We start from the raw sequence: 22,502 nt of genomic DNA, 5'->3' as shown, positions 1-22,502 counted from the left end.
CATATGATATCCATAATTAAACAAAACTCAGATACTTTATAGCTTTATCTCCGAATACAACTTGCTTATAATCCGGAAACCATTTCGCCTTCGTAATCTCATCATAGAACGCCTCTATGCTCATTTCCCCACGATAAACATCCTCTGCATATGCCGAGATTGCGTGACCGTCCGCCACAGGGCCGATCATTATGTCCGGATGACCGTTGCAAACCTCGTTCGTACAATTCACTTTATCTTTCAATACGCGATGATGAACAATGAATCTCGCCCATTCCAAACCGTACGTGCTTATATCGCCTTTGAAAAAACGCATTGTAGCGTAGAATCGTGGTTGATATCCGGATTTACTCGTATACGTATGACACGGGGCGATGCCGTTGGCAGCCCTGCTGCCCTAGTCGCGGCTAGAGACGTTACTTGCTGTAGTCCGGTTTTCGTTAGATATGAGGTATAAAAACCCTCGCCGAAATCCAATGAAGTCGGGGGTCTCTGTTTTCCGAACAAATTGAATCCCCTTGTCTGAATACCATGTTCCGCAATTTGCATCAACCCGATATTAGTGGTTCCATGAAGAAGGATTTCTGGGACATGCAATTTATGATCCGTAGTCGGATATGAGAATAACACGGCGACTAACCATCCTCACAGAGATTTAGGAAATAATTTACATCCCTTTCCTAATCTAATTCGTCACCATTCGAGAATATCCTCCAATCTCATTTATCTCAGTTGCAATCCAATAAAATACCCTGATCGCAATGATCAGGGCTCGCCTTCTATTATCGACGATTCACCGTCAACCACATCAGATCTACCGTGCCTGCCCCCGCGCACACTTGAATGCGATGTCCGCCGGCGGGCAACGCGACAGGGTCGCAGGCGCCTACCGTCGTCCATTCCGAAGACTCGCCGACCGCGAGCTCGCAGGAATGGCCGTCGATCCGGACGACGAGGCTTGCGCTGCCATCCGGCGCGCGTAGCCGCAGCTCCGCCAAGACGAGATTCGTGCTCGCGTTCTCGAAGTCGTACGCCAACCACTCGCCTTGCTCCAGACGGACATACATCCAGTCTTCGTCCTTCCAAGGCTCTCCGCCTCCGTGCTGGAAGTTCGGCTTGGCGTCTTCCCGTTCCAGCGCGAACCGAATGTCCGTGCCGTCCCCGTCGCGGAAGCCGATCGCCTTCGTCTCCCGCCGGTCGCCGACTGCGCCGTTACGGCCATAGCCGTCCCCTTCTCCGCGGTACCCGTAGAAAATCGCGGGAATGCGCGCGTTCGGGCGACGGAACAATGCGTCTACAACGTCTGCATGATAATCGCATGCCTCGATCGGAAGCCCATCCAAGTAGTCCCGCAGCACGCGCTCCGCCGTCTCGGGCGAAGGCTTCTCGCCGCCTTCGAGGTAACGGACGAGCAGCTCCCAGCCTTCCGGCTTGCGAATCGAGCAAGGCGAATTGTCCGTGTCCATCTTCTTCCACGTCCAGAAGTTCCACGCGATATCGTGATCCTCGTACAGCCGGAACGCGCCGGCGTACCAATCCTTGTTGTTCTCGCCGCCTTCGCCCATGTAGATCGGGACGTCCCACTCGTCCCGCTTGTCCAGAAACTTGCGGATGCTCTCGGTATCCGGTTCGTTCCAATACTTGTGGAATTGCAGCATCAGGTTGCCGTCCGGCTTGTCGCCGGAGAAGATCGTCCAGTCCGTCGCCCAGTGCGCGCCCTCCAAGATGATCATATGACGCGAATCCTCCGAGCGGATCGCCGCGATGATGTCCCGGTACAGCGGCATGACGAGCGGATTATACCGGGCGAACCAATCCGGCAGCGGTTCGTTCAGCAGGTCGTAGCCGGCGACGATCCACTCGTCCTTGTACCGCTTCGCCAGCTCGCGCCAGAGCGCGATCGTCAGCCTGCGATTCCGCTCTTCCGCGAACAGCTCGGGAAGATCCCGCTCCGAGTCGTCGATGTTCGTGCCGGTCTGCCCGCCCGGCGCGCCGTGCAGGTCGATCACGACGTACAAGCGGTGCTCGCGGCACCATGCGACGACTTGTTCGAGCAGCTTCCAGCCGGCTTCCTTCCAAGTCGCCGGCTCCGTCTCCTCCATCAGCACCCGCCAATGAAGCGGCAGCCGAACCGAGTTGAAGCCTTCTTGCGCGATGCGCGCGATGTCGGCTTCCGCGATGTAGCGTTCGTAATACAGCTCCCAGAACGCCGCGGCCTTCTCCGCGCCGATCAGCTCGCGGATCATCGCCTCGATGCGGCGCGGCCGATCGCCCCCGTTCGGGAGTCTCCACATGTAGCCTTCCGGCAGCATCCAGCTGCCGAAGCCGACGCCGCGAAGCAGCACCTCTTGCCCCGCTTCGTTCAGGACCTTGCGTCCTTCGGCCTTCAAGAACCCCCGTACTTCCGCGCTCATCCTTTAACCGCTCCTTCCGCGATGCCGTTCAGAATATATTTTTGCAAGAGCAAGTAGAAGAGAATGACCGGCAGCATGGCCAGCACGAGCGATGCCAGAATCGCCGACCAGTCGTTGTTGCCGTACTGCCCGAACAGCATGTTCGTCGAGAGCAGCAGCGTGTAATCGTCGATCCGCGTAATCATCAACAGCGGCAGCAAGAAATCGTTCCACATCCACAGCAGGTTCAAGATCGCCACCGTAGCCGTAATCGGCAACAGCAACGGGAAGATGACGGACGCATATAGCCGCACCTCTCCGCAGCCGTCGATGACCGCCGCTTCGTCCAGCTCCCTAGGAATGTTCTTGACGAAGCCGTGGTACAGGAAAATCGCCATCGGCACGCCGAGTCCGACGTAGATGAGCCCGAGCCCGACCGTAGAGCCCTGGACGTGCAGGCGGTCCGCGATAATCGTCAGCGAGATCATAATCGAGTGGAATGGGATGAGCATCGAGAGGACGAACGCCCCGAACAGCAGCGCGCTGAGCTTCCCCGGCGTCCGGGACAGCTTGTAACCGGCGAGCGACGCGCATACGATGATGCCGAACAAGCCGACCCCCGCCACCGTCAGCGTGTTGCCGAGACTGCGCATGAACGCGATTTTATCGTACGCGTCCGCATAGTTGGCGAATTCCAGCTTCGACGGGATCGATAGAATATCGTTCATCATGTCGCCTTCGGTCTTCAGCGAGTTCAGCACGCCCATCCCGATCGGGAACAGCGTGAACGCGGCGCCGAGCGCGAGCAATACGAGAACGAGAATGGATCGGAGCCTCATGCCTCCATCTCCCTTCTCTTCATGACCGTCAACTGCACCACGGTGATCAGGAACACGATCGCGAACAGAATCATCGCCTTGGCGCTCGCGTACCCGAACCGGTTGCTGAAGGAGAACGCTTCCTCGTAGATGTTCATGGAGATGACTTGGGTCGCTCTGCCCGGTCCTCCGCCGGTCAAGGCGAAGACGGCTTCGAACACTTTGAACGAGCTGTTCAGCGTCAGGAACAGTCCGATCGTCAGCGCGGGATATATCATCGGAAGCGTCACGTTGCGGAACACTTGGGAAGCGTTCGCTCCGTCGATCGCCGCCGCTTCTTTCAACGATTGCGGCACGTTCTGCAAGGCGGCGATGTAGATGACCATCAGGTAGCCGACCCCGCCCCACAACGAGAGCACGAGAATCGAGACGAAGCTGAACTTCGGATCCCCGATCCAAGATTGGTCCAAGAAGAGCAGCCCGGTCTTGACCGCGATCGCCGGCAGCACCTTGGTGAAGATGAACATCCACATGAAGCCGCCGATGATCAGGCTGATCATGTTCGGCATGAAGAAGATCGTACGGAACAGCGCCTTGCTTCTGCCTCGTGACTCGACGAACGCAGCCAGCGCGAGAGACAGAACGTTCTGCAGCACGACCATGAACACGACGTACTTCAGCGTAAACCAGATAGAATCAATGAAAAAAGGGTCTTCCGTAAAAGCCTCCGCGTAATTGGAGAATCCCACCATCCGATAGGCGGGATTCAGTCCGTTCCAGTCTGTTAAGCTGTACCACGCGCCCCCGACGGCGGGGGCGAGCGTGAATACGGCGTAGAACAACAGCGCAGGGAATACGAAGGCGATTAGCGTGACCGACCGCTTCATGCGTCTAGACGTCGTCACAGTCCTCACTCCCCGTAATCCGCTATTTTATTGCCCCGCGACTTTGACCGCCTTGGCCCATGTCGCGTCCATCGTCTTGATGAAGTCTTCCTTCGATACGTCCTTGGAGTAATAGCTCTGCAGCAGCTTCGCTTGCTCGTCGGTAACGCCCGGCGGCATTTGAAGATCCAAGTACGCTTTGCCTTGCGAGACGTAGGAAGTCGCTTCCTGAATCCAAGGGAACGTCTCGTAGCTATGAACGGTGGCGATCGGGTTGAACTTCAATTGCTCGAACAGCGCCGAAGACTCTTGGTCGTCGAGAATGAAGTTGACCAGATCCTTCGCGACTTCCGGGTTGCTGCTCGAAGACGATACCGCCAGCGACGTGGACGTCGCGAGATTGATCATCGTGCCGGCCGGATCGTTGCTGACCGGGAGCGGAGCGACGCCGAATTCGAAGTCCGGGTTCGCCTTCAGAATCGATTCGGCCATCCAAGGGCCTTGAATCCACATCGCGGCTTTGCCGTTCGCGAAGTCCGTGGAGCCTTGGCCGCTGCCGACCTCGAACGGCTTGGCGCTGCCGTTGGCGTTGATGATGTCGATGATATCGAAGATACCGGCGATGTCCGCGTACGAAGCCTCGCCCTTGTTCATCTTCGCGATCCAATCGGGATGCGCGGAAGAGACTGTTCCGCCTATGGACAATGCGGTCATGAGCTGCGGCACCCACGATTCCTGGTACGCGAGCAGGAACGGCGCCACCTTCGCGGCGTTCAGTTTCTCGACGGCCGCCTTCATTTCGTCCAACGTCTGCGGCGGCGCGATGCCGTTGTCCGCGAATATTTTCTTGTTATACAGGTAGCCCCAAGACAAGCTTTCCATCGGTACCGCGAGCACTTTGCCGTCGTGCGTGACCGTTTCCTTCACGCCGTCGAACAGTTTGCCTACGAACGGCTGATCGGACAAGTCGGTCAAGTATCCGGCCTTGTAGTAGGTCGGAATGTCTTGCGTCGCGTGCAGGTCGAATACGTCCGGCGCGTCTCCGGAAGCGAGGCGCGCTTTGAGCACGTCCTTCGCTTGCTCCGGCGCGGGCATCTCGAGATTGATCGTGACGTCGACGTTCTTCTCCGCCAGTTCCTTCGCCTTGAACTTCTCGAAGTACTTGTCGAACTGGTCCTTGAAGCGCGGCGCGCCGATGAACACGTTCAGCTCGACTTCCGTCGGCTCGGCGGCTTGGGAAGCCGGCGCGCTAGCGGACGGGCTTGCGGCTGCGGAGCTCGCCGGCGCGCCGCTCGAAGCTTCGTTGTTCTCGTTGCCGCTGCTGCAGGCGGCCAATACCGCCGTCGTCATGAGAAGTGCGACACTCAGGTTAAGCGCTTTCTTCATGTTTCGTTCCCCCTGGTTATGATGATTGCGTCATCGCTTCTTCATTGTAGGAGAAGGAACCGCTCTCATCATTCGAGGATATTGTCTTCCGCGATTGTACGATTTTGATCCGCCGCTCTCTTCTTGACGAGCTCTCCCGGCGTCGCGCCGACGTGCTTCTTGAACACCCGGTAGAAGTACGCGACGTCCGCGTACCCGATCGCTTCCGCGGCTTGCTTGATCGGCAATCCCTCTTCGATGAGCCGCCGCGCCTCGTCCATCCTCAGCCGCGCGATGTAATCCGTCATGTTGCTGCCCGTATGCGCCTTGAACGCCCTGCTCAAGTGTTCCTTCGTCACGTGAAAATAACCGGCGGCCGTCTCGAGCGTTACGTTGTCCCGGTAGTGTAGCCCGAGGAAAGCGACGACGTCCGCCAAGTCGAGCCGGTTGCGGTTGCGGCGCAGCGCGATCGCGTCGCTCAGCACTTCTCCGTATATATAAGCGAGGGAATCGGCCGTTCCGTCGAACGAACGTCCGCCGCGTTCCCATACGTCCTTCAATCCGATGCCGTTCTCCGCCGCGAACTGTTCTACGATCAGGATCAGCTCTTGGCCGGTCTTCGCGAGCATCTCGTCGTCGAGCTTGCGCAAGCTGTCGTTCACGCCGTCGACGTCCAGCGCCAATAAGCTTTCCCGCAGTCGCTCGCGAACGCGAAGATACGTCGCTCGCCGCGCCGGTTCGTCGAAGACGGCGTATTCGACGCGCTCGCGAAGCAGACTGTACCGCTTATCCAGCTCTTCGCCGCACTTCGCCAGCGCCGCGTTCAACTCTTCCGGATCGATCGGCTTGAGCAAATAATCGGTCGCCCTCGACGTCACCGCCTGCTTCAAGTAGACGAAGTCGTCGTACCCGCTGACGACGATGATCTTCACCTCGGGAAACCGCTCGTTCATCGCCTTCAACAATAAGGCGCCGTCCAGGCCGGGCATCCTCATGTCGGTAATGACGACGTCCGGACGCAGCGCCTCGATCCGGGCCAAGCCGGAATTGCCGTCCTCCGCCTCTCCCGCGATCTCGAAGCCCAACGCTTCCCACCGGCCCAACGCCTTGACCACTTCGCGCGACCAGGGCTCGTCGTCAATGATCAGCACTCGGTACATGTTCGTTCTCCCCTCCCCATTCGAGCGGCAGCGCGATCGCGATCAGCGTCCCGACGCCTTCCCGGCTGAATATACGCACGCGATAGCGGTCGCCGTACCTTAGACGCAGGCGCGAATCGACGTTCTTGAGCCCGATGCCTTGGCGCCGCTTCGGTCCGTCGTTCTCGGCCGGAGGCGGCGGACCGTCGGATCGGCCGAGCACGTCGAGCCGAATTTGCGCCAGCCGTTCCGGCGTCATCCCGACTCCCTCGTCACGGATCAAGAACAGAACGCGGGAGCCCGCTCTCGTAATTCGGATCGCGAGATCCCAGTTGCCTTCCTTGCGCTGCAAGCCGTGTTCGAACGCGTTCTCGACGAGCGGCTGCAGCGTAAACCTGGGCAATCGGATCGCCCGTCCTTCGTAACGATTCTCCAAGCTCACCCGGCTTCTGCCCGCGAACCGTTGCTGCTGGATATATAAGTAATTGTTCATATGCTTAAGTTCGTCGTCCAAGGAGACGAGCTCGTCGCCTTCGGAGATCGAGTAACGGAGCAAGTCCCCGATGACTTTGGTCACCTGATAGATTTCGGGGGCCTGCTTGGCCAGCGCCATGCCGCCGATCATATGCAGCGTGTTGTTCAGGAAGTGCGGATTGATCTGCGCCTGAAGGGCGGCGAGCTGCGCGTTCTTGACGTCGATCTCCCGCTGGTATTCGTGCTCGATCAGAACTTTGACCCGCTGGACGAGCGAGTTGTACCCGCGTTCGAGAAGACCGATCTCGTCTCCCGTATTGACCGCCGTATAGGCGAGCTGATTCGGGTCCGCCATCCGCATTTTCTTGGCGAGATGTACGATCGGGCGGCTGATGCGCAGCGAGACGAGCACGGACAGCAGGAGGGACGCGACCGCGAACAGCAACCCGGTGACGATGCCCGCGCGAATCGTAGAGTCGGCGCTCTGCTGCACGGCGGCGATCGGGATCGCCTTCACGATCGCGAGCTCGCCGTCGTCGACTTTCTTGACGAAGTAGAAGAAGTCGTCCGTACGGACGAACCGCGGTTGCGACTCGAACGCGCGCAGCCGGTTCGCCATCTCGCCCGCTTCGGCAGGCAAGCCGCCCGATGCCCCCGACAACGTCAACAGCTCCGATCGGTCGTTGACCAGGTACACCGAACTCTCGTTCTCGGACATGAGAATGCCCGTCGCTTCCTTCCACACTTCGCCGTCGATGCGCACCGATAACCCGCCGACCATGCGCCGGTCCTCGAAGCGATTGAGACTATGATACGCGTATATGCCGTCGTCGGACGGCTCGAAGTAGAGATGGATCGGGCCTTCGTTCATTCGGCTCCAGTTCCCCTCCGCGATAGACATCGGGTAGAGAACGCCGCTGCCGGAGAAGTCGACCGAATAAGCCGACTGCTTCGCGTGCGAATAGAGCGTGAGCTGCTCGAACCTGCGCGAATTCGAATAGAGCACCGAAGTCAGCGCCGTACGGATCGCGTTCTGGCTGCGGGACTGCAGGTTCGGATCGTCGCTGCCCGCCTCCTCCATGCTCTGCAGGAGACTCTCGTCGATCTGCAATCCGGTGAACACGGATTCGGCCTGGGCGATCATCTCTCCCAAGTATTGCTCGGCCCATAGCAGGCGGGACATGTTCGCGTTCACGATCTCCGTCTCCACCGAGTGCCGGGTATTGAGCGTCGCGATCCAAGTGACCGTCAGCACGGGCAGCGTCGTTAAGCAGATCATGAGGATCATTAACCGATGGCGTATGCTTAGGCGCTTCATGCCGACCTCTCCTCGATCGAATAATCACAAGCCTGTCCAAGGGAATTCGAGACGATACGCCCGATTCCTCCGCTCGATCATTGCAACTTATTGATGTCCTCCATTGGACGATATTGATCATCCTCCGTCGGCCCTCGTCCCTTCGCGTCCTCGCGGTATTGCTTCGGCGTCATCCCCGTCGCTTTCTTGAACGCCTTCGTGAAATGGCTCTGGTCATGGAAGCATAATCGCGTCGCGATCTCCGTGAACGACAGCGGCGCGTATCGGATCAGCCTGCGCGCTTCCTCGATTCTACGGGCGAGCAAGTAACCGCGGAAGGACATGCCCGTCTCCTTCTTGAACCGCTGGGAGACGTAATTGCCGTTCAAGCCGGTGAGGCGCGCGAGATCCTCCAACGCGATCTCTTCGAACAGATGGTTATAAATATAGTTCTGGCAAGCGGCGACCGCCTTGGATACCCGCCGTTCGCGAATAAGCCGAACGCGTTCCGCGAAGTCCGCCACCACTTGCTGACGGGCGATCTCGACCTGGCGAATCTCGCGCAAGTCCTCGATCTGCTGAATGTGAAGATCGCTTAACGTATAGGCGAGCTCCCAGAACATGCCGGCGTCCATCGCGGCCCGCGTCGTGAGCGTGACGGTGACGATGGCGAGGTTCTTGAGGTTGCGCAGATGGCTGCTTCGGGATAAGATCCCGATCGATTCCTCGGGGAACGCGGCCAGCATCCGCAGCGCTCCCGCCTGATCGCCGTTGCGAACGCAATCGTACAAGCGCTCTTCCATATAAGGATCGTGATGAAGGGTCGCGTCCTCGCGGCGCGCCAGCAGCTGGCTCTCGAGCTGCTCCGATCGGACGAGCGGGCGTTCCAGCTCCAATGCCCGGCTCAGCACGTCATGCGGTTCCAGCTGTACGCCATGCACCAACCGATACAGCAGGATGCCGATATGGACGAGCTGCGCGCGGGTTACGACGGGCAGCTCGCGATAATAATCGGCCCAGCGGTCGCGCTCCTCGCGCGGAATGCCGTTATCGTCCATCAGCGCCTGAATCCGCTCGGGAGCGGGCGCTTCGTAGAGGACGGGTCCGATCGCGTACAGGCAAGGCTCGCCGTCCGCGCCCGTCGCCGCAAGCGCTATCGTATATTCGAGGAAGTTCGTTCCTTGAACGACGGGGAGCGTCGCTATCGCGTCGCCTCGCGTCATTCGGAGCAACAAGTCGGCCGCGGAGCTTAGGTTCGGGTACGTGCGGGAATCAGTGCCCCACGCATGCGCGATCGCATGCCGACCGCAATCGATTAGGACGACGGGCAGGCGCAACGTTTCGTGCATGAGCTTGCCGATGGCGGCAAGGCGATTCCGATCTTCTCGGTTCATCTATCGGTTCTTCCTTCGTTATTCGATAAATACAATTTCGCTATGAATATTACCATAATATCGCGTAATGATGCAGTATGATGAAGCAAAACTCGCTCGGGAGGAGATTCGCGTGCTGTTGCGCCAAGGACAATCGATCGTTCTGTTATCGCTTACGAGGAACTCTGCGGACGCTTCCTCGGAGGACGACTGGGCGAACATCGTAAAGCACTTGCTTCTTACGGCATATCCGGAGCTTGGTCTGCGAATCGAAATACGCGAATGCGGCGCCTTCCACGGCGAATGGACGGAAGGCGGATGGTTGGAAGCCGTATGGATGATTCGGCCGGACTGGCTTGTCGTGCCTTCGTTCGCGGGCGGCGAACGTTCGGAAATCGCGATGACGCCGGAGCGATTCCGTACGCGTCTCCATCGTCTGCTTGCCGACACGAGCGCTCACGCGAAACGCTCGGTGCTGTTCTCCCCGATCGAAGCGGACGAAGCGGACGCGGACGCGGACGTCCATGCGCAATATGCGGAGATCGTCCATGACGCGGCCATGAAGCCCGGCTGCTTGTACGTCGACGCGAAACCCGCGATCGGCCGCGCGAGAGACCGGCACGCGCACCTCGGCAGCGGACCGGAGACCGCGGAAGCACGGCGGGCGGACATCGAGACATCGCTCGCTTACGCGTTCCTGGAGTGCATCGGCTTCCGATGGGTACGGTATTAAAAAGGCGAAAACGCCCAACCATGGAAGGTTGGGCGCCTCGCGACCTTTTATGCTTCGGAAACCATCGTATTCGTAATCGCACCCAGCTTCTCGATCTCGATCGTTACGACGTCTCCCGGCTGCAAGTACGTTTGTTGCTCGACCGGTTTCCCTAGGACGACGCCTTCCGGCGTTCCCGTCAGTATCATGTCTCCCGGCACGAGCGTCATGTTCTGCGACACGTAGCTGACGATTTGGGCGCACGTGAAGATCATATCGGACGTATTCGACAGCTGGCGGACTTCTCCGTTCACGGTGCACTTCACGGACAGTTTGTTCGGGTCGCCGACTTCGTCCGCCGTGACGAGATAAGGGCCGAGCGGAGAAAATTTGTCGCAGGACTTGCCCGTCAACCATTGGTTCGTCCGCAACTGCAAATCGCGCGCGGACAAGTCGTTCGCGTTGCAATAGCCGAGAACGTAGGATAACGCGTCCTCTTCGCTTACGTACTTGGCCTTCTTCCCGATGACGACGACGAGTTCGGCTTCGTAGTCGACTTTCGAGGTCACTCGCGGCAACGGTACTTCTTCCAAGTGCCCCGCCAGCGTGTTATTGAACTTATTGAACAGAATCGGATACTCCGGCAGCGCCGCGTTCGTCTCCTCCGCGTGCTTCCGGTAATTCAAGCCGATGCAAATGATTTTGTTCGGATGCGTGACGCAGGGCCCGAGCGTAAGCTCGGATTGTTCGAGCAGGTAAGACGCGAATCGAAGGGATCGCTTCGCGCGTTCGACGAATGCCCTCAATGCTTCCATAGCCGGTTCTCCGCCATCGATCGCTTCCTGGATCGTAACGGGTACGTTATCGGCTCCCTCCTCGCGCGCTGCCGTTCCGATGTCCAGCACGCCTTCTTCCAAGAGAACCCCGAGACGGTAACGACCTTCTTCGATGAACGTGAGCAATTTCATGGCTTTCAAGTCTCCTCAATTAAGCATTTTTACCGAACACGACGCCGCCGTCGATATAGAGCGGCGATCCCATCATGAATTTCGATTCGTCCGACGCGAGGAACAGCGCGGCTTGCGCGACGTCTTCCGGCCTGCCCATCTCTCCGCTCAATTGCCGTTGTTTGAGCGACTCGACCGCCGCTTCCGGATCCGCGTACGAGGTTCTTAAGTAGTTCTCGACGAACGGCGTCATAATCGTTCCGGGAAGCAAGGCGTTCACCCGGATTCCGTACGAAGCGTAATCCACCTGCATCGCCTTCGTCAAGGCAAGCACCGCGCCTTTGGTCGCCGCGTAGGAGGCGCGTCGGGCCAGTCCGATCTCCGCCACGCACGACGACATGTTAATGATGACGCCCGAGCGGCGCGACATCATCGAAGGGAGGACGAATTTGCTCGCCAAGAAGACGCCGCGGACGTTCACGTTCATGATTCGGTCCCAGGCATCGGGCTCGATTTCGTGCAAGGCCCCCACGCCGCTGATCCCGGCATTATTGAATAACACGTCGATCTTCCCGTACTTCTCCAGCGCCGATTCCGTCATCGCTCTCGCCGATTCCGCATCGGTGACGTCCGCATGAAGGAAGCATGCCCGGCCTCCCGATTCCACGATCTCGGTTGCCGTTGCTTGTCCGTTAACCGCATCGATGTCGTTCACGATGACCGTCGCGCCTTCCCGCGCGAACAATTGCGCCGAGCATTTGCCTATCCCGGAACCCGAGCCCGTGATCAGCACGACTTTACCTTCGATTCTCATGACGTATTCTCCTTTCGCGTGATCGGCGGCAGTCTACGTTCCTTGCCGTAACTTGTAGAACCTCAATGCATTCGTCCCCATGATCAACGCTTGATCGTCCTGGTTGTATTTCCGCAACCGGTCTTCTACGATGTCCGCGACCTGGGAGTAGTCGGCCGCCAGTAGGCACACGGGCCAATCGCTTCCGAACATGACCCGCCTCGTACCGAATACCGCCAGCACATGATCGATATAGCCGGCGAAATCCTCGGCTTGCCAATTCGCGTGATCGGCTTCGGTTACCATGCCGGACAGCTTGCAATAGATATTCGGGTTCGCCGCGATCCTCTCCATCCCGGAAGCCCACTCGCTCCAAGAACGAGCGGCGATATTCGGCTTGCCGATATGATCGACGACGCAGCGCAGATGCGGAATCCTCTCGACCAGCTCGGCGATGGCGGGAAGCTGACGCTCCTTCACGAGCAAGTCTACGGGAAAGTCGCGATCCGCGAGCAGCCTGAGCCGCTCCAAGATCGGCGCACGCAGCGCGTAACGGGAATCCGCCAGGTCCTGCAGCATGATTCGAACGCCGACGAGCTTCGGGTGCCGGGCGATCGCCTCGAATTGCTCCGCGAACGAATCGCTCTCGAAGTCCGCCCAGCCGACGACGCCGGCGATCGAGTCCGACCGATCGGCCAATTCGAGCAGGAACTTCGTTTCTTCGAGAGTCGGCGCCGCTTGGACGACGATCGTCTTGCGGATTCCCGCCTCCCGCAGAAGAGGCTCCAGATCCGCGGGCAAGAAGTCCCTGAATATCGTCCCGAGCTCCGGCGTCAGCCACCCGTAATCGCCGCGGTCTAATCGCCAATAATGTTGATGCGCGTCGATTCTCATTATCTCACGCGATATTCCTTGAACATCTCGGGAATAATCTCCGTCGAAGCCCCCGGCATCTCCGGCAGAACGTACAGACCGTTCTTGACGGTTGCGGGCTCGACGAAGATATGCCTGATCCAAGGAATATATTCCAGCATGATCGCGCCTTGAGTAGCCGCGACGAGGTGCTGATGAATCTGGCCCATGTCTCCGACGTGCGGACAGATCGGCACGTCGTAGGACTCCGCGAGTCCGGCGACCTGAAGCCATTCCGTAATGCCACCGACGCGGGTGACGTCGACCTGGCAGTATTCGACCGCGCCGTTGTGGATATAATCTCTGAATGCATACTTATTGTAGACGTGCTCGCCGAGCGCGATCGGAACGTTCAGCTCGTCTGCCAGCTTCTTGTGTCCCATGATGTCGTCCGGATTCAGCGGCTCTTCGAGCCAGAAAAGATCGAACTCCTCGAGCTTCTTGCCCCATGTCATCGCCGTGTTGATGTTCCATTGCTGATTCACGTCGATCATGAAGATGACGTCGTCGCCGATCGCTTGGCGAACCGCCTTGCAGCGATCGTAATCCTCGCGCGGGTCTTGCTTGCCGACCTTGATTTTGACGCCGGTGAAGCCCTGTTCGACGATTTCGGCGACGTCCTTAAGCAAGCGCTCCTTGCTCCAGTTGAGCCAGCCGCCATTCGTATTGTAAGCCTTGATCCCCTTCGACTTCGCCCCGCCGAGATATTGCCAGAGCGGTTTGTTCGAAGCCTTCGACATGATGTCCCATAGCGCGATATCGACGGCGGCCAGCGCCATATGCGTAACGCCGGATCTGCCGATCCAGTGCATCTTGCCGAAGCGCATGTCGTTCCATAGCTCTCTGACCATGAACGGATCTTTGCCGATTAATAACGGCGCGTAATACTTCTCGATCGTATCGACGATCATGTCGTCGCCTTCCGCGCAAGTGCCCGTATAGCCGTAGCCGACGAAGCCTTCGTCCGTATAGATCCGGACGCCCGCCAAGCCCCAGTGGGTGGCGACGTTGATGGCATCGGTAATCGGAGGCGTGATCGGGACGTGCAGGACGAACGTTTCGACTTTCGTAATCTTCATCTGTTCCAGCTCCCTATGTCGTATGATTAATACCCTAGCATGGCGCCGCCGTCGACGGGCAGCGCGACGCCGGTAACGAAACCGGATCGAGAACTTGCCAAGAACAGCGTCGCTTCCGCGATTTCTTCGGAAGTCGCCGGCCTGCCGAGCGCGTGCATGTCGTTCAATGCATGCACCGTCGCGGCCGGATCCTCTTGCTGCTCGATCCACTTCTGAAGCAACGGAGTCGTTACGCCGGCCGGGCAGATGCAGTTCACGCGAACGCCGTACGGCGCGTAATCCAGCGCCAGCGATTTGGTCAGCGCGTTCATGCCGCCTTTGGTCGCCGCGTAGACGGGATTCATCTTCTGCCCGGTCAGACCGTTCAAGGACGACATGTTCACGATAGAGCCCTTCGTCTTCTTCAGCTCCGAGATCGAGTGCTTGATCATGAAGAACACGCTCTTCAGGTTCACGTTGAAGATCCGATCCCATTCTTCCTCTTCGAAGTCCTCGAGATACTTGGGCATGATCGCCGCCGCATTGTTGACGACGATATCGATGCCCCCGAACCGCCTAACCGTTTCTTCGACGAGCCTCTTTACATCCGTCTCCTTAGATACGTCCGTTTGGATAGCCGCGACGTTCGCGCCGGACGCCGATAATTCCCGTTCCAACCGCTCCGCGTCGTCCTTGCTTCGGTTCGCGATGACCACGTTGGCCCCTTCCGACGCGAACAACCGAACGATAGCCTCGCCGATTCCCGATGCGCCGCCCGTGACGATGGCCGTTTTGCCGACAATACTCATCCGCAACCCCTCCTCATCGTATATCGTGTATGATTTATAGCAAAAAAAATTAGATAAAGTAGGTTCTGGTTCTCGCATGCGAGCGTTCCAAGTGGCTCTTCAACGCTTGTTCTGCGGCAATCGTATCGCCGGCGATAAGTTCGCGTATGACCCGCATATGTTCTTCCCATTCTTCATGAACGAGCGCCTGCTCCACGTGCTGTCGGGACAAGGACAAGTATCTTTGGATTTTCTCGATGTACGAACGAATCAAGCTCTGAAGCAAGCTGTTCCCGCACCACTCCAAAAGAAGTCCGTGCAGCCCTTCGTTCATTTCGGCGATGCGTCGAATGGAATCGTCGCCTTCCGCGAATTCGGCTTTTTGCCAATCCAGCATATCCGACTCCAGCTTGGTTAGCTTCGTTTGCGGGATTTTGCCGGCGGAACTTCGAATAGCCAACGCTTCCAGCTCCATGCGGATTTCGAATATCTCATCCAGCTCCCGCAGAGACATCTTGGCCACGTACATTCCTTTGAACGGGACCGTCTCGACCAGCCCTTCCGCGGACAATCGGGACAACGATTCGCGAATCGGGATGTTGCTGACCTCCAGATCGCGACCGAGCTGATCGATGTTGATCTTCTCGCCGGGAGCGATTTCGTGAGTTAGTATCATGTTCTTAAGCACGGCGTAGATTTCATCCGCCAACACGTAGCGACTTAACCCTTTTTTCATGCAGCTACCGCCTTCAATCGATATTAATATATCGTACACGATTTATTGTAAAAGCAAAGTCTTGTTTTGACAAGACTCATTCTAACGGAACCCCGAGACGCGTCTAACTACATACCCGTCGAAGCCTTAAACCGCAGCACGGTCAGCAGCTTGTCCTCCGTAACCCTGCGCGCGTCGGACAGATAAATCTCCCGATGCGTCTTCTCGGCCCGCTTCCAACCGTTCGCCTCGGCGTACGACTCCATGCGCGAGAACGTCTCCGGCTCGCTATCGTAGCTGCCCTTGTGCAAGCATTGCACGCAGAAGCCTTCTTCTTCCCGGACGTAGAGAAGCCTGCCCGCGCTCTCGGTCCCCAGCTTGGCCGCGACCGCGTCCTTGACCCGTTCGAAGATCTCCTCCGTGACGAAATCCGGCTGCCTGATCATCAGCGTATAGACGAGCCGATCCTTGTCCAACCGCTCCAGCTTCCTGCCCTCTTCGTCCAAGTCCCACACGCCTTCGAGCGGGTAAACCGTATATTCGTAATAGCCTTCGGGAGTGTATCCCTTCTTGGGCATCATTCTCGCCGAATAGGCGGCCGCGTACAGGATTTCGACGACTTCCATGAACGCCTCTCCGTTCGGGTTCCCCGCCCCCTCGACCGCGAAGAAAGTAAACGCGGGAATCTCAATCGCGCTCGGATTAGCGCCCGGCGAATAATAAGACTTCTCCAGCTTTCTCCACTCGTGTTTCATGACATCGCCCCCGGCGTACTTTTTCAGTTGCATCATACCACTTCTATTAGAAGAAATGAAACAAACCATAGCCTCGCCGCGTCTAACCATTACCAACACAGCCCATGGAAAGAGGTGCCTATCATGAAGAGAACTTCCTGCCTGCTTATCGCCCCCGCCTTGATGCTGCTGTCGCTGATGCTGTACGACGCGAATCCTGTCCACGCCGAACCGCTTCCGGATCCCGCGCCGACCGTCTATCTGGACGGACTCCCGTTGAAGTTCCAAGTTCCGCCCGTCATCGAGGACGGATATAGCCTCGTACCGCTTCGCCCGATATTCGAAGCGCAAGGCGCCAAGGTGAACTGGGATCCCGATTCGCGAACGGTTACGGCCGTGAAGGAAGGAACGACCCTTACATACCGGATCGGGGCGACGGACGCCTATAAGAATAACGATCGGCTGGATCTGCCCGTACCCGGGCAGATCGTCGACGGCTTCACGATGGTGCCGTTGCGATTCGTCAGCGAAGCGCTCGGCAATCTCGTGAAATGGCACGACTATTCCCGCTCCATCACGATCTCTTCCGCCCGCGGCTACGAGACCGGCGTCGAATACGGCGTCAACCTGCGCGTTGCCCCCGGCAAGACCGACGAAGCGACCGTCGTCCGCATGCTTCCGAAGGGCGAGCGGATTCACGTCATCCGAGAGATGGACGCCGATTGGCTGGAAGTGCAAACCCAAGATCTCTCCATCGGCTTCATCTCGGCCAAGCCGCTCTATACCGATTACGCGAGCCCTACGTTGGCTCGGTTGCAAGCGGACGCCTTGATTGCCTACGGCGCCCGATATCTGGGAACGCCTTACGATTTCGGCGCTTCTCCCGAGCAGACCGATACGTTCGATTGCTCTTCCTTCGTCAAGCGCGTGTTCAAGGACACGCTGAACATCGAGCTGCCGCGCGTCTCCTACGACCAAGCCAAGGAAGGGACGGAGGTCGCGGTCGATGAGCTGCGCGAAGGGGACTTGATGTTCTTCGAAGCGCGCGGACTCGATATCGGACACGTAGGCATCTATGCCGGCGACAATCGCATTCTGCATACGTACTCGGAGAAGCTCGGCGTTCATTTCGCACAATTCGAGGGCCAGTGGAAGGAGCGCTTCGTGACGGCGAGACGATTGTTCTGATCGGACGCCTCCGTCGCCGCCGCAGTGAACAATTCCACGGTTTATGAACGATTCGAAGAACGGCGATCGACCGCCGCATAGTTCACGAATGCCCGTTATTTGATCTATCGGAGGCCAGTCATCCGCGCTACCTTAGAGAGGAAGTTCAAACTAAGGAGGAGATGGATAATGTCTGGCAACTCCCGCGCCTTGGAAAGACGCTTCGCGAAGCAAGCTTTACTGATCTGCCTGTCTCTCGTATTCGTATTGTCGCTTCTTAACGCCCAGCTTCGCACCGCGCACGCCGCGAACGTAACGATCACGAACGGCCCCGTCTGGTACGACACGACCGGCGGCACCATTCAAGCGCACGGCGGCTCGATCATCAAGGTCGGTTCCACGTACTACTGGATCGGCGAAGACAAGCTTCATAATTCCGCTTCGTTCCGCAACGTCGTCTGCTATTCGTCCTCGGACCTGAAGAACTGGCAATGGGTCAGCTATCCGCTGAAGCCGAGCTCGCACGCCGAGCTGCAGAACAGCAAAGTCGAACGGCCCAAAGTCATCTACAATTCGACGACCGGCAAGTACGTCATGTGGATGCATTACGAGAACGCGACCGACTATTCGCTAGGCCGGGTCGCCGTCGCTTCGAGCAGCAACGTGTGCGGCGCGTACACGTATCACGGCAGCTTCCGTCCGCTCAACTACGAGTCGAGAGACATGACCGTGTTCAAAGACGACGACGGCAGCGCCTACCTGCTCAGCGCCTCCAACTCCGGCGGCGGGGCGAACGACTCGCTCGCTTCGTTCAAGCTGACGAGCGATTACTTGAACGTCAGCACGTTCCAAGGCTGGGTCGCGCAGAACGGGCACCGCGAAGCGCCGGCGGTCGCCAAGCAGAACGGCCGATACTTCCTTATTACTTCGGGCGCGTCCGGCTGGTATCCGAACCAGGCCAAGTACATGACGGCTACTTCGATGGCCGGACCGTGGACCGCGCCCGTGAACCTGGGGAACAATTCGGCTTTCTACTCGCAATCTGCGTTTATTTTCCCGGTTCAGGGGACGAGCGCGACAACGTACATGTACATGGGGGATCGATGGAACTCCAGCGCTCTCGGGGACTCGCGCTACATCTGGCTCCCGCTCACGTTGAACGGAAGCGCGGGCACCGCCTCGCTCGAATGGCAGAGCAATTGGACGATCGATGCCGCGACGGGAGTCTCGAGCGTGCCGACCGGCTTCTCGAACTTGTCCCAAGGGAAGACGGCGACCGCAAGCTCTTCGGCATCGGGCTTCGCGGCAAGCCGGGCGAACGACGGCAACTACGCGAATGAATGGAAGGCGTCGGCCGTCACTTGGCCTTCCTGGTGGCGGGTCGACCTCGGCTCGACGAGGAACGTGCGGGAGATCGACATCTCGTGGTACTTGCATAACGGCTCGGAAGGATACCATCAGTACAAGATCGAATACAGCACGAACGGCACGAGCTGGACGACGATCGATCGCACGAGCAACAAGACGTACGGCTTCACGACGGACACCGTCAACTTCAACGCCCGATACGTCCGGATCGCCCTCGTCAACGCGGTGCTCTGGAACAACCCGAACAACTGGTACACCCCGACATTGTACGAGGTGAAGGTGCTGGGCACGTAAATTACAAGCGTATGACACGACAAAGCCTGCTCTCCTAAAACGGAGGGCAGGCTTTGCTTCAGTCGATGAACCGCCGGATTTCCTCCAGCGCCTTAAGCCGCTCTTGCGATAGCACGCCGTGTCCCGCCCTGGGGTACGTGACTAATCGCGAGTTGAATATACGCTTATGCAGCATCTCGGCATGCTTCGGACGGAACACCCAATCGTCCTCTCCATGAATGATGAGCGTCGGCGCCTCGATCCGCCCTAGCCGATCGAAGCTGTCGAAGCTTGCGCTCGCTTGTTTGTGCATCGCCATCGTCGCCGCGCCGGGAGGAGAGCCGCTCATCCGTTCGACCAAGTCGGCGATTTCTTCCGGATTGTCCCGAATATAAGCGTCGGAGAACAACATGGCCAGCGCGGCGCGCGAATCGAATTCGGCGGGCTTGCGCGCCAGCCATCTGATCATCCGGAACGTCGGCAACGCTCTCCGGACGCCGCATGTCGTGCTGCACAAGATGAGCTTCTCCACCCGCTCGGGGTGCTCGATCGCGATTTCCTGCGCGATCATGCCGCCCATCGACTGGCCAAGCAGATGCGCCTTGTCGATGCCAAGCACGTTAAACAGACCGACGACGTCCTTGGCCATATCCGCGATTCCATAGGGCTCCGCGGGACGGTCGCTGCCGCCCGTCCCTCGATTGTCCAGCATAATGAGGCGATTGCCCGCGCTTAACGCGGACTTGATCGCGGGATGCCACCAGTCCATGCTGCCGTCCTTGCCCGTAATCGCGACAATCGGAAATCCTTCGCCCTCCGATTCATATCGAAGGTGAATGCCGTTAACGAACGCTCTTCCCAACGTTGCTCCACTCCCCGCCTCTTCTCGTCCCTTGCTCGAACGAACGCTATACGTCGTTACTGTATTCATCGACTCGCTCATCGGACACGCTGTTAGCCTCTTTCACGACAGAAAAAAACCTGCCGGAAAGTCCGGCAGGCAGGCAACTAACTGCAACTTTCGTTCTAAACCCGGCTCATCCGCTCCTCGACCTTCGCGGCCATTTCCAATAAGATGATGCCGCAAATTTGCGTTCCTAGCTCCACGATACCGCCCGGCGCCCGATTCCAGACCGGCCCGAACAACGCAGCTTCTTCCGCGCGGCCTTCGTCCCATGCGATCGAAGCGTTGCGAAGCAGCAGTCCGCCCAATGCCGCGAACCGGGCAGGCTCTTCCACAACCAAGTTCGCCGCGTATCGGACGAAGATTCCCTTGAATAAGCCCCCGTCTCCGTTGCCTTCTCCCGGCAGCATCGCCGTCGACGGATCGGTCAGCCGTGCGATCGCGGCATTCGCCGTTCTCTCCGCGTCCAGCAGATAACCTTCGTCCTTCGTCGCACGGTACAATTCGTGCGCCGCGCCGATGAAGACGCCCTGGCAATAAGTGAACGCCCAATCCTTGTCGATGCTCCCGTCGCCCGTTCGGTTGACGCCGTCCCAGACGAACCCACTGTCCGGATCGACGAGCGTCCTCTTCTGCCAGTCGTAGATCTTCATCGCCCACGCCAAGTCGTCCGCCCGTCCGAAAACCCGATGAAGCCGGGTCGCCAGAATGACCGCCGGCGCGTTCGCGGGCGTGTTCTTGTAATCGAGCTGGCTCTTCTGCCAGGCGATTCCCCCGCCCATATGGTCGTTCCAGCCCGTCTTGATGTCTTCCCACAGCACGAGCGCCGCTTGCTTGTACCGGTCTTCCTTCGTCGCTTCGAACGCCCTTAGCCAGGCGATCGCCATCCATTCCATGTCGTCGTACAGCGCGTTCGGCCAAGCTCCTCCGTTCCGTCGAAGCAGGCCGTCGAACAGCTGCGACAACGCTTCGCGATAGACGTCGTCCCCCGTCCGTTCGAGTCCGTCGACCAGCGCCTCGGCGGCGTGCGCCATCCACCAATAATGGAAGATCGTGTTGCATGCCCCTCCCGGACACGGCGTCTCGATATTGTACATCCCCAGCTCCGGATTCCAGTAATAGTCCCGCAGCGCGGCTTGCGCCTGATCGGCCCGAGCGTGTCCCGTCGTCGTCATGTTCATGTTCCGTCGCTCGCTTTCGTTAGGATTTCGTCTCGGCTTGAATGCCCGTTCGTTCCAGCGCGGCAACCTGTTCGTACAGCATCGTTCCGCTGATCTGGGCGCTTAACGGCACGACCGCTTCCGGCGGTTGCGCCCAAGACGGCCCTATTAAGCCGCCGTCTTCGCTCTGTACGTAATCTCTTACGCTAGCCGCGTTCGAGTAGAGGAACGCCGCGTATCGGCCCCCTTCCGCCGAATCGATCGCGGCCAGGCCGGCGAGATATCTGGCGAAGACGCCTTTGAACAAAGCCCCGTCGCCATCGCCCTCGTTCGGGAGCAGCCCCGTTGCCGGGCTGGCGATCGCCGCGATCGCGTTGTCCGCCGTCCTTCGCGCTTCCGCTAAGTACCGGTCGTCCCCGGAGATCTTGTAGAGCTCGACCCCCGCTCCGATGAATACGCCTTGCCCGTAAGTGAACTTCCAATCGTAGTCGATCTTGCCGTCGCCCGTCCGGTTAATGCCGTCCCATACGAGCCCCGTCTCGGGATCGACCAAGACGCTTCGTTGCCATTCGTAGATTCGCTTCGCCCAGGCGAGATCCGCTTCGTTGCCGAATCGCTCGTATAGGCGCGCCGCCAGGATGACCGCGGGAGCGTTCGCCGGCGTATTTTTGTAATCCGGCTGCCCCTTGCGCCACGCGATACCTCCGCCGTACTCCTCGTTCCACCCGGTCTGAATGTCCGCCCAGAGAGCGAGAGCCGCCGTCTTGTACTTCTCTTCTCCGAGCAGATCGTAAGCCCGCAGCCACGCGAGCCCCATCCACTCCATGTCGTCGTAATAATCGTTCGGCCAGAACCCGGCGTTGCGGTTCAGAATGCCGTCGAACAGCTCCCCGACCCGGCGGGAGACATCCTCGGACTTCGTGCGCTCGTACGCGTCGAGCAGCGCATCCGCCGCGTGCGCTTGCCACCAATAGTTGAACGGGTCGGTGCATAGCTGCAGCATGCAGGGCGAAGCGTTGTTGAACATGCCCCTCTTGTCGTCCCAGAACGATTGCGTCAGCGCGATCGAAGCGGCTTCCGCTTCCTCGGCCCATTCCCCCGACGCTTCTCCGCCGCTCGGCCCGAAGCGGGAGCCGAAGCCCCAGACGGACGCGGCCGCGCCGACGACGATCGCAACGCCGATGCTTAACGCCCATATCGATCGCGAACCACGTATGCGAATCATAAG

General features: G+C 58.8%; 20 protein-coding genes. 3 read left to right on the top strand and 17 right to left on the bottom strand.

Features of this window, described 5'->3' with window-relative positions; translation table 11 throughout:
* Positions 1-782 precede the first annotated feature (782 nt).
* The 7 genes from ACFQZG_RS06055 to ACFQZG_RS06025 form a co-directional block, all read right to left on the bottom strand.
* A complete protein-coding gene (locus ACFQZG_RS06055) occupies positions 783-2,414 on the bottom strand; it encodes a cellulase family glycosylhydrolase (protein WP_378150661.1) in 1,632 nt (543 codons plus the stop codon).
* Positions 2,411-3,232 carry a carbohydrate ABC transporter permease gene (locus ACFQZG_RS06050; RefSeq protein WP_378150660.1) on the bottom strand — a complete coding sequence of 274 codons (822 nt, stop codon included), beginning with the start codon at positions 3,230-3,232 and terminating at the stop codon, positions 2,411-2,413. Before ACFQZG_RS06050 ends, ACFQZG_RS06055 begins: the two co-directional genes overlap by 4 nt.
* Positions 3,229-4,098 (bottom strand): carbohydrate ABC transporter permease, encoded by an 870-nt coding sequence (locus ACFQZG_RS06045; RefSeq protein ID WP_378151583.1) that lies wholly within the window; start codon positions 4,096-4,098, stop codon positions 3,229-3,231. The genes ACFQZG_RS06050 and ACFQZG_RS06045 overlap by 4 nt, the downstream gene beginning before the upstream one ends.
* A 45-nt stretch (positions 4,099-4,143) precedes the next feature.
* Positions 4,144-5,481: an ABC transporter substrate-binding protein gene (locus ACFQZG_RS06040; RefSeq protein WP_378150659.1), complete on the bottom strand. Its 1,338-nt coding sequence runs from the start codon at positions 5,479-5,481 to the stop codon at positions 4,144-4,146.
* A 68-nt stretch (positions 5,482-5,549) separates the two neighbouring features.
* Positions 5,550-6,620 carry a response regulator transcription factor gene (locus ACFQZG_RS06035; protein WP_378150658.1) on the bottom strand — a complete coding sequence of 357 codons (1,071 nt, stop codon included), beginning with the start codon at positions 6,618-6,620 and terminating at the stop codon, positions 5,550-5,552.
* Positions 6,598-8,391 (bottom strand): sensor histidine kinase, encoded by a 1,794-nt coding sequence (locus ACFQZG_RS06030; protein WP_378150657.1) that lies wholly within the window; start codon positions 8,389-8,391, stop codon positions 6,598-6,600. Before ACFQZG_RS06030 ends, ACFQZG_RS06035 begins: the two co-directional genes overlap by 23 nt.
* Positions 8,392-8,468: 77 nt before the next feature.
* Positions 8,469-9,764, bottom strand: a complete 1,296-nt coding sequence (locus ACFQZG_RS06025) for a helix-turn-helix domain-containing protein (protein ID WP_378150656.1) — start codon at positions 9,762-9,764, stop codon at positions 8,469-8,471.
* Positions 9,765-9,876: 112 nt separating this feature from the next.
* Here ACFQZG_RS06025 and ACFQZG_RS06020 point away from each other — a divergent pair, with 112 nt between their 5' ends.
* Positions 9,877-10,476 carry an SGNH/GDSL hydrolase family protein gene (locus tag ACFQZG_RS06020; RefSeq protein WP_378150655.1) on the top strand — a complete coding sequence of 200 codons (600 nt, stop codon included), beginning with the start codon at positions 9,877-9,879 and terminating at the stop codon, positions 10,474-10,476.
* A gap of 47 nt (positions 10,477-10,523) precedes the next feature.
* On the opposite strand, the gene ACFQZG_RS06015 is transcribed toward ACFQZG_RS06020, so the two are convergent.
* From ACFQZG_RS06015 to ACFQZG_RS05985, 7 genes are all read right to left on the bottom strand, one after another.
* Positions 10,524-11,423, bottom strand: a complete 900-nt coding sequence (locus tag ACFQZG_RS06015; RefSeq protein WP_378150654.1) for a fumarylacetoacetate hydrolase family protein — start codon at positions 11,421-11,423, stop codon at positions 10,524-10,526.
* Positions 11,424-11,442: 19 nt separating this feature from the next.
* Entirely contained in the window at positions 11,443-12,216 is a 774-nt protein-coding gene (locus ACFQZG_RS06010) for an SDR family NAD(P)-dependent oxidoreductase (RefSeq protein WP_378150653.1), read from the bottom strand.
* A 33-nt stretch (positions 12,217-12,249) separates the two neighbouring features.
* Positions 12,250-13,089, bottom strand: coding sequence for an amidohydrolase family protein (locus tag ACFQZG_RS06005; RefSeq protein WP_378150652.1), 840 nt, complete (start codon positions 13,087-13,089; stop codon positions 12,250-12,252).
* Entirely contained in the window at positions 13,089-14,186 is a 1,098-nt protein-coding gene (locus ACFQZG_RS06000; protein ID WP_378150651.1) for a mandelate racemase/muconate lactonizing enzyme family protein, read from the bottom strand. The genes ACFQZG_RS06005 and ACFQZG_RS06000 overlap by 1 nt, the downstream gene beginning before the upstream one ends.
* Positions 14,187-14,212: 26 nt before the next feature.
* The gene (locus ACFQZG_RS05995; RefSeq protein WP_378150650.1) at positions 14,213-14,974 is read right to left on the bottom strand and encodes an SDR family NAD(P)-dependent oxidoreductase; all 762 of its coding nucleotides are present in this window, start codon (positions 14,972-14,974) and stop codon (positions 14,213-14,215) included.
* 49 nt (positions 14,975-15,023) lie between these two features.
* Positions 15,024-15,689, bottom strand: coding sequence for a GntR family transcriptional regulator (locus tag ACFQZG_RS05990; protein ID WP_378150649.1), 666 nt, complete (start codon positions 15,687-15,689; stop codon positions 15,024-15,026).
* A 107-nt stretch (positions 15,690-15,796) separates the two neighbouring features.
* Complete coding sequence (locus tag ACFQZG_RS05985) at positions 15,797-16,423, bottom strand: GyrI-like domain-containing protein (protein ID WP_378150648.1); 627 nt, start codon at positions 16,421-16,423, stop codon at positions 15,797-15,799.
* A 123-nt stretch (positions 16,424-16,546) separates the two neighbouring features.
* Here ACFQZG_RS05985 and ACFQZG_RS05980 point away from each other — a divergent pair, with 123 nt between their 5' ends.
* Positions 16,547-17,590 (top strand): stalk domain-containing protein, encoded by a 1,044-nt coding sequence (locus ACFQZG_RS05980; RefSeq protein WP_378150647.1) that lies wholly within the window; start codon positions 16,547-16,549, stop codon positions 17,588-17,590.
* Between the two features lie 168 nt (positions 17,591-17,758).
* Positions 17,759-19,231, top strand: a complete 1,473-nt coding sequence (locus ACFQZG_RS05975) for a family 43 glycosylhydrolase (RefSeq protein WP_378150646.1) — start codon at positions 17,759-17,761, stop codon at positions 19,229-19,231.
* 58 nt (positions 19,232-19,289) lie between these two features.
* Here ACFQZG_RS05975 and ACFQZG_RS05970 read toward each other — a convergent pair whose 3' ends face one another.
* The 3 genes from ACFQZG_RS05970 to ACFQZG_RS05960 form a co-directional block, all read right to left on the bottom strand.
* Positions 19,290-20,072 carry an alpha/beta fold hydrolase gene (locus tag ACFQZG_RS05970; protein ID WP_378150645.1) on the bottom strand — a complete coding sequence of 261 codons (783 nt, stop codon included), beginning with the start codon at positions 20,070-20,072 and terminating at the stop codon, positions 19,290-19,292.
* A gap of 164 nt (positions 20,073-20,236) precedes the next feature.
* Positions 20,237-21,295 (bottom strand): glycoside hydrolase family 76 protein, encoded by a 1,059-nt coding sequence (locus ACFQZG_RS05965; RefSeq protein ID WP_378150644.1) that lies wholly within the window; start codon positions 21,293-21,295, stop codon positions 20,237-20,239.
* 19 nt (positions 21,296-21,314) lie between these two features.
* Positions 21,315-22,499 (bottom strand): glycoside hydrolase family 76 protein, encoded by a 1,185-nt coding sequence (locus ACFQZG_RS05960; protein WP_378150643.1) that lies wholly within the window; start codon positions 22,497-22,499, stop codon positions 21,315-21,317.
* Positions 22,500-22,502 lie beyond the last annotated feature (3 nt).

This window comes from Cohnella sp. GCM10027633 (genome assembly GCF_042675445.1).
Lineage (GTDB): Bacteria > Bacillota > Bacilli > Paenibacillales > Paenibacillaceae > Cohnella.
This window is presented reverse-complemented; position numbering and strand designations above follow the sequence as displayed.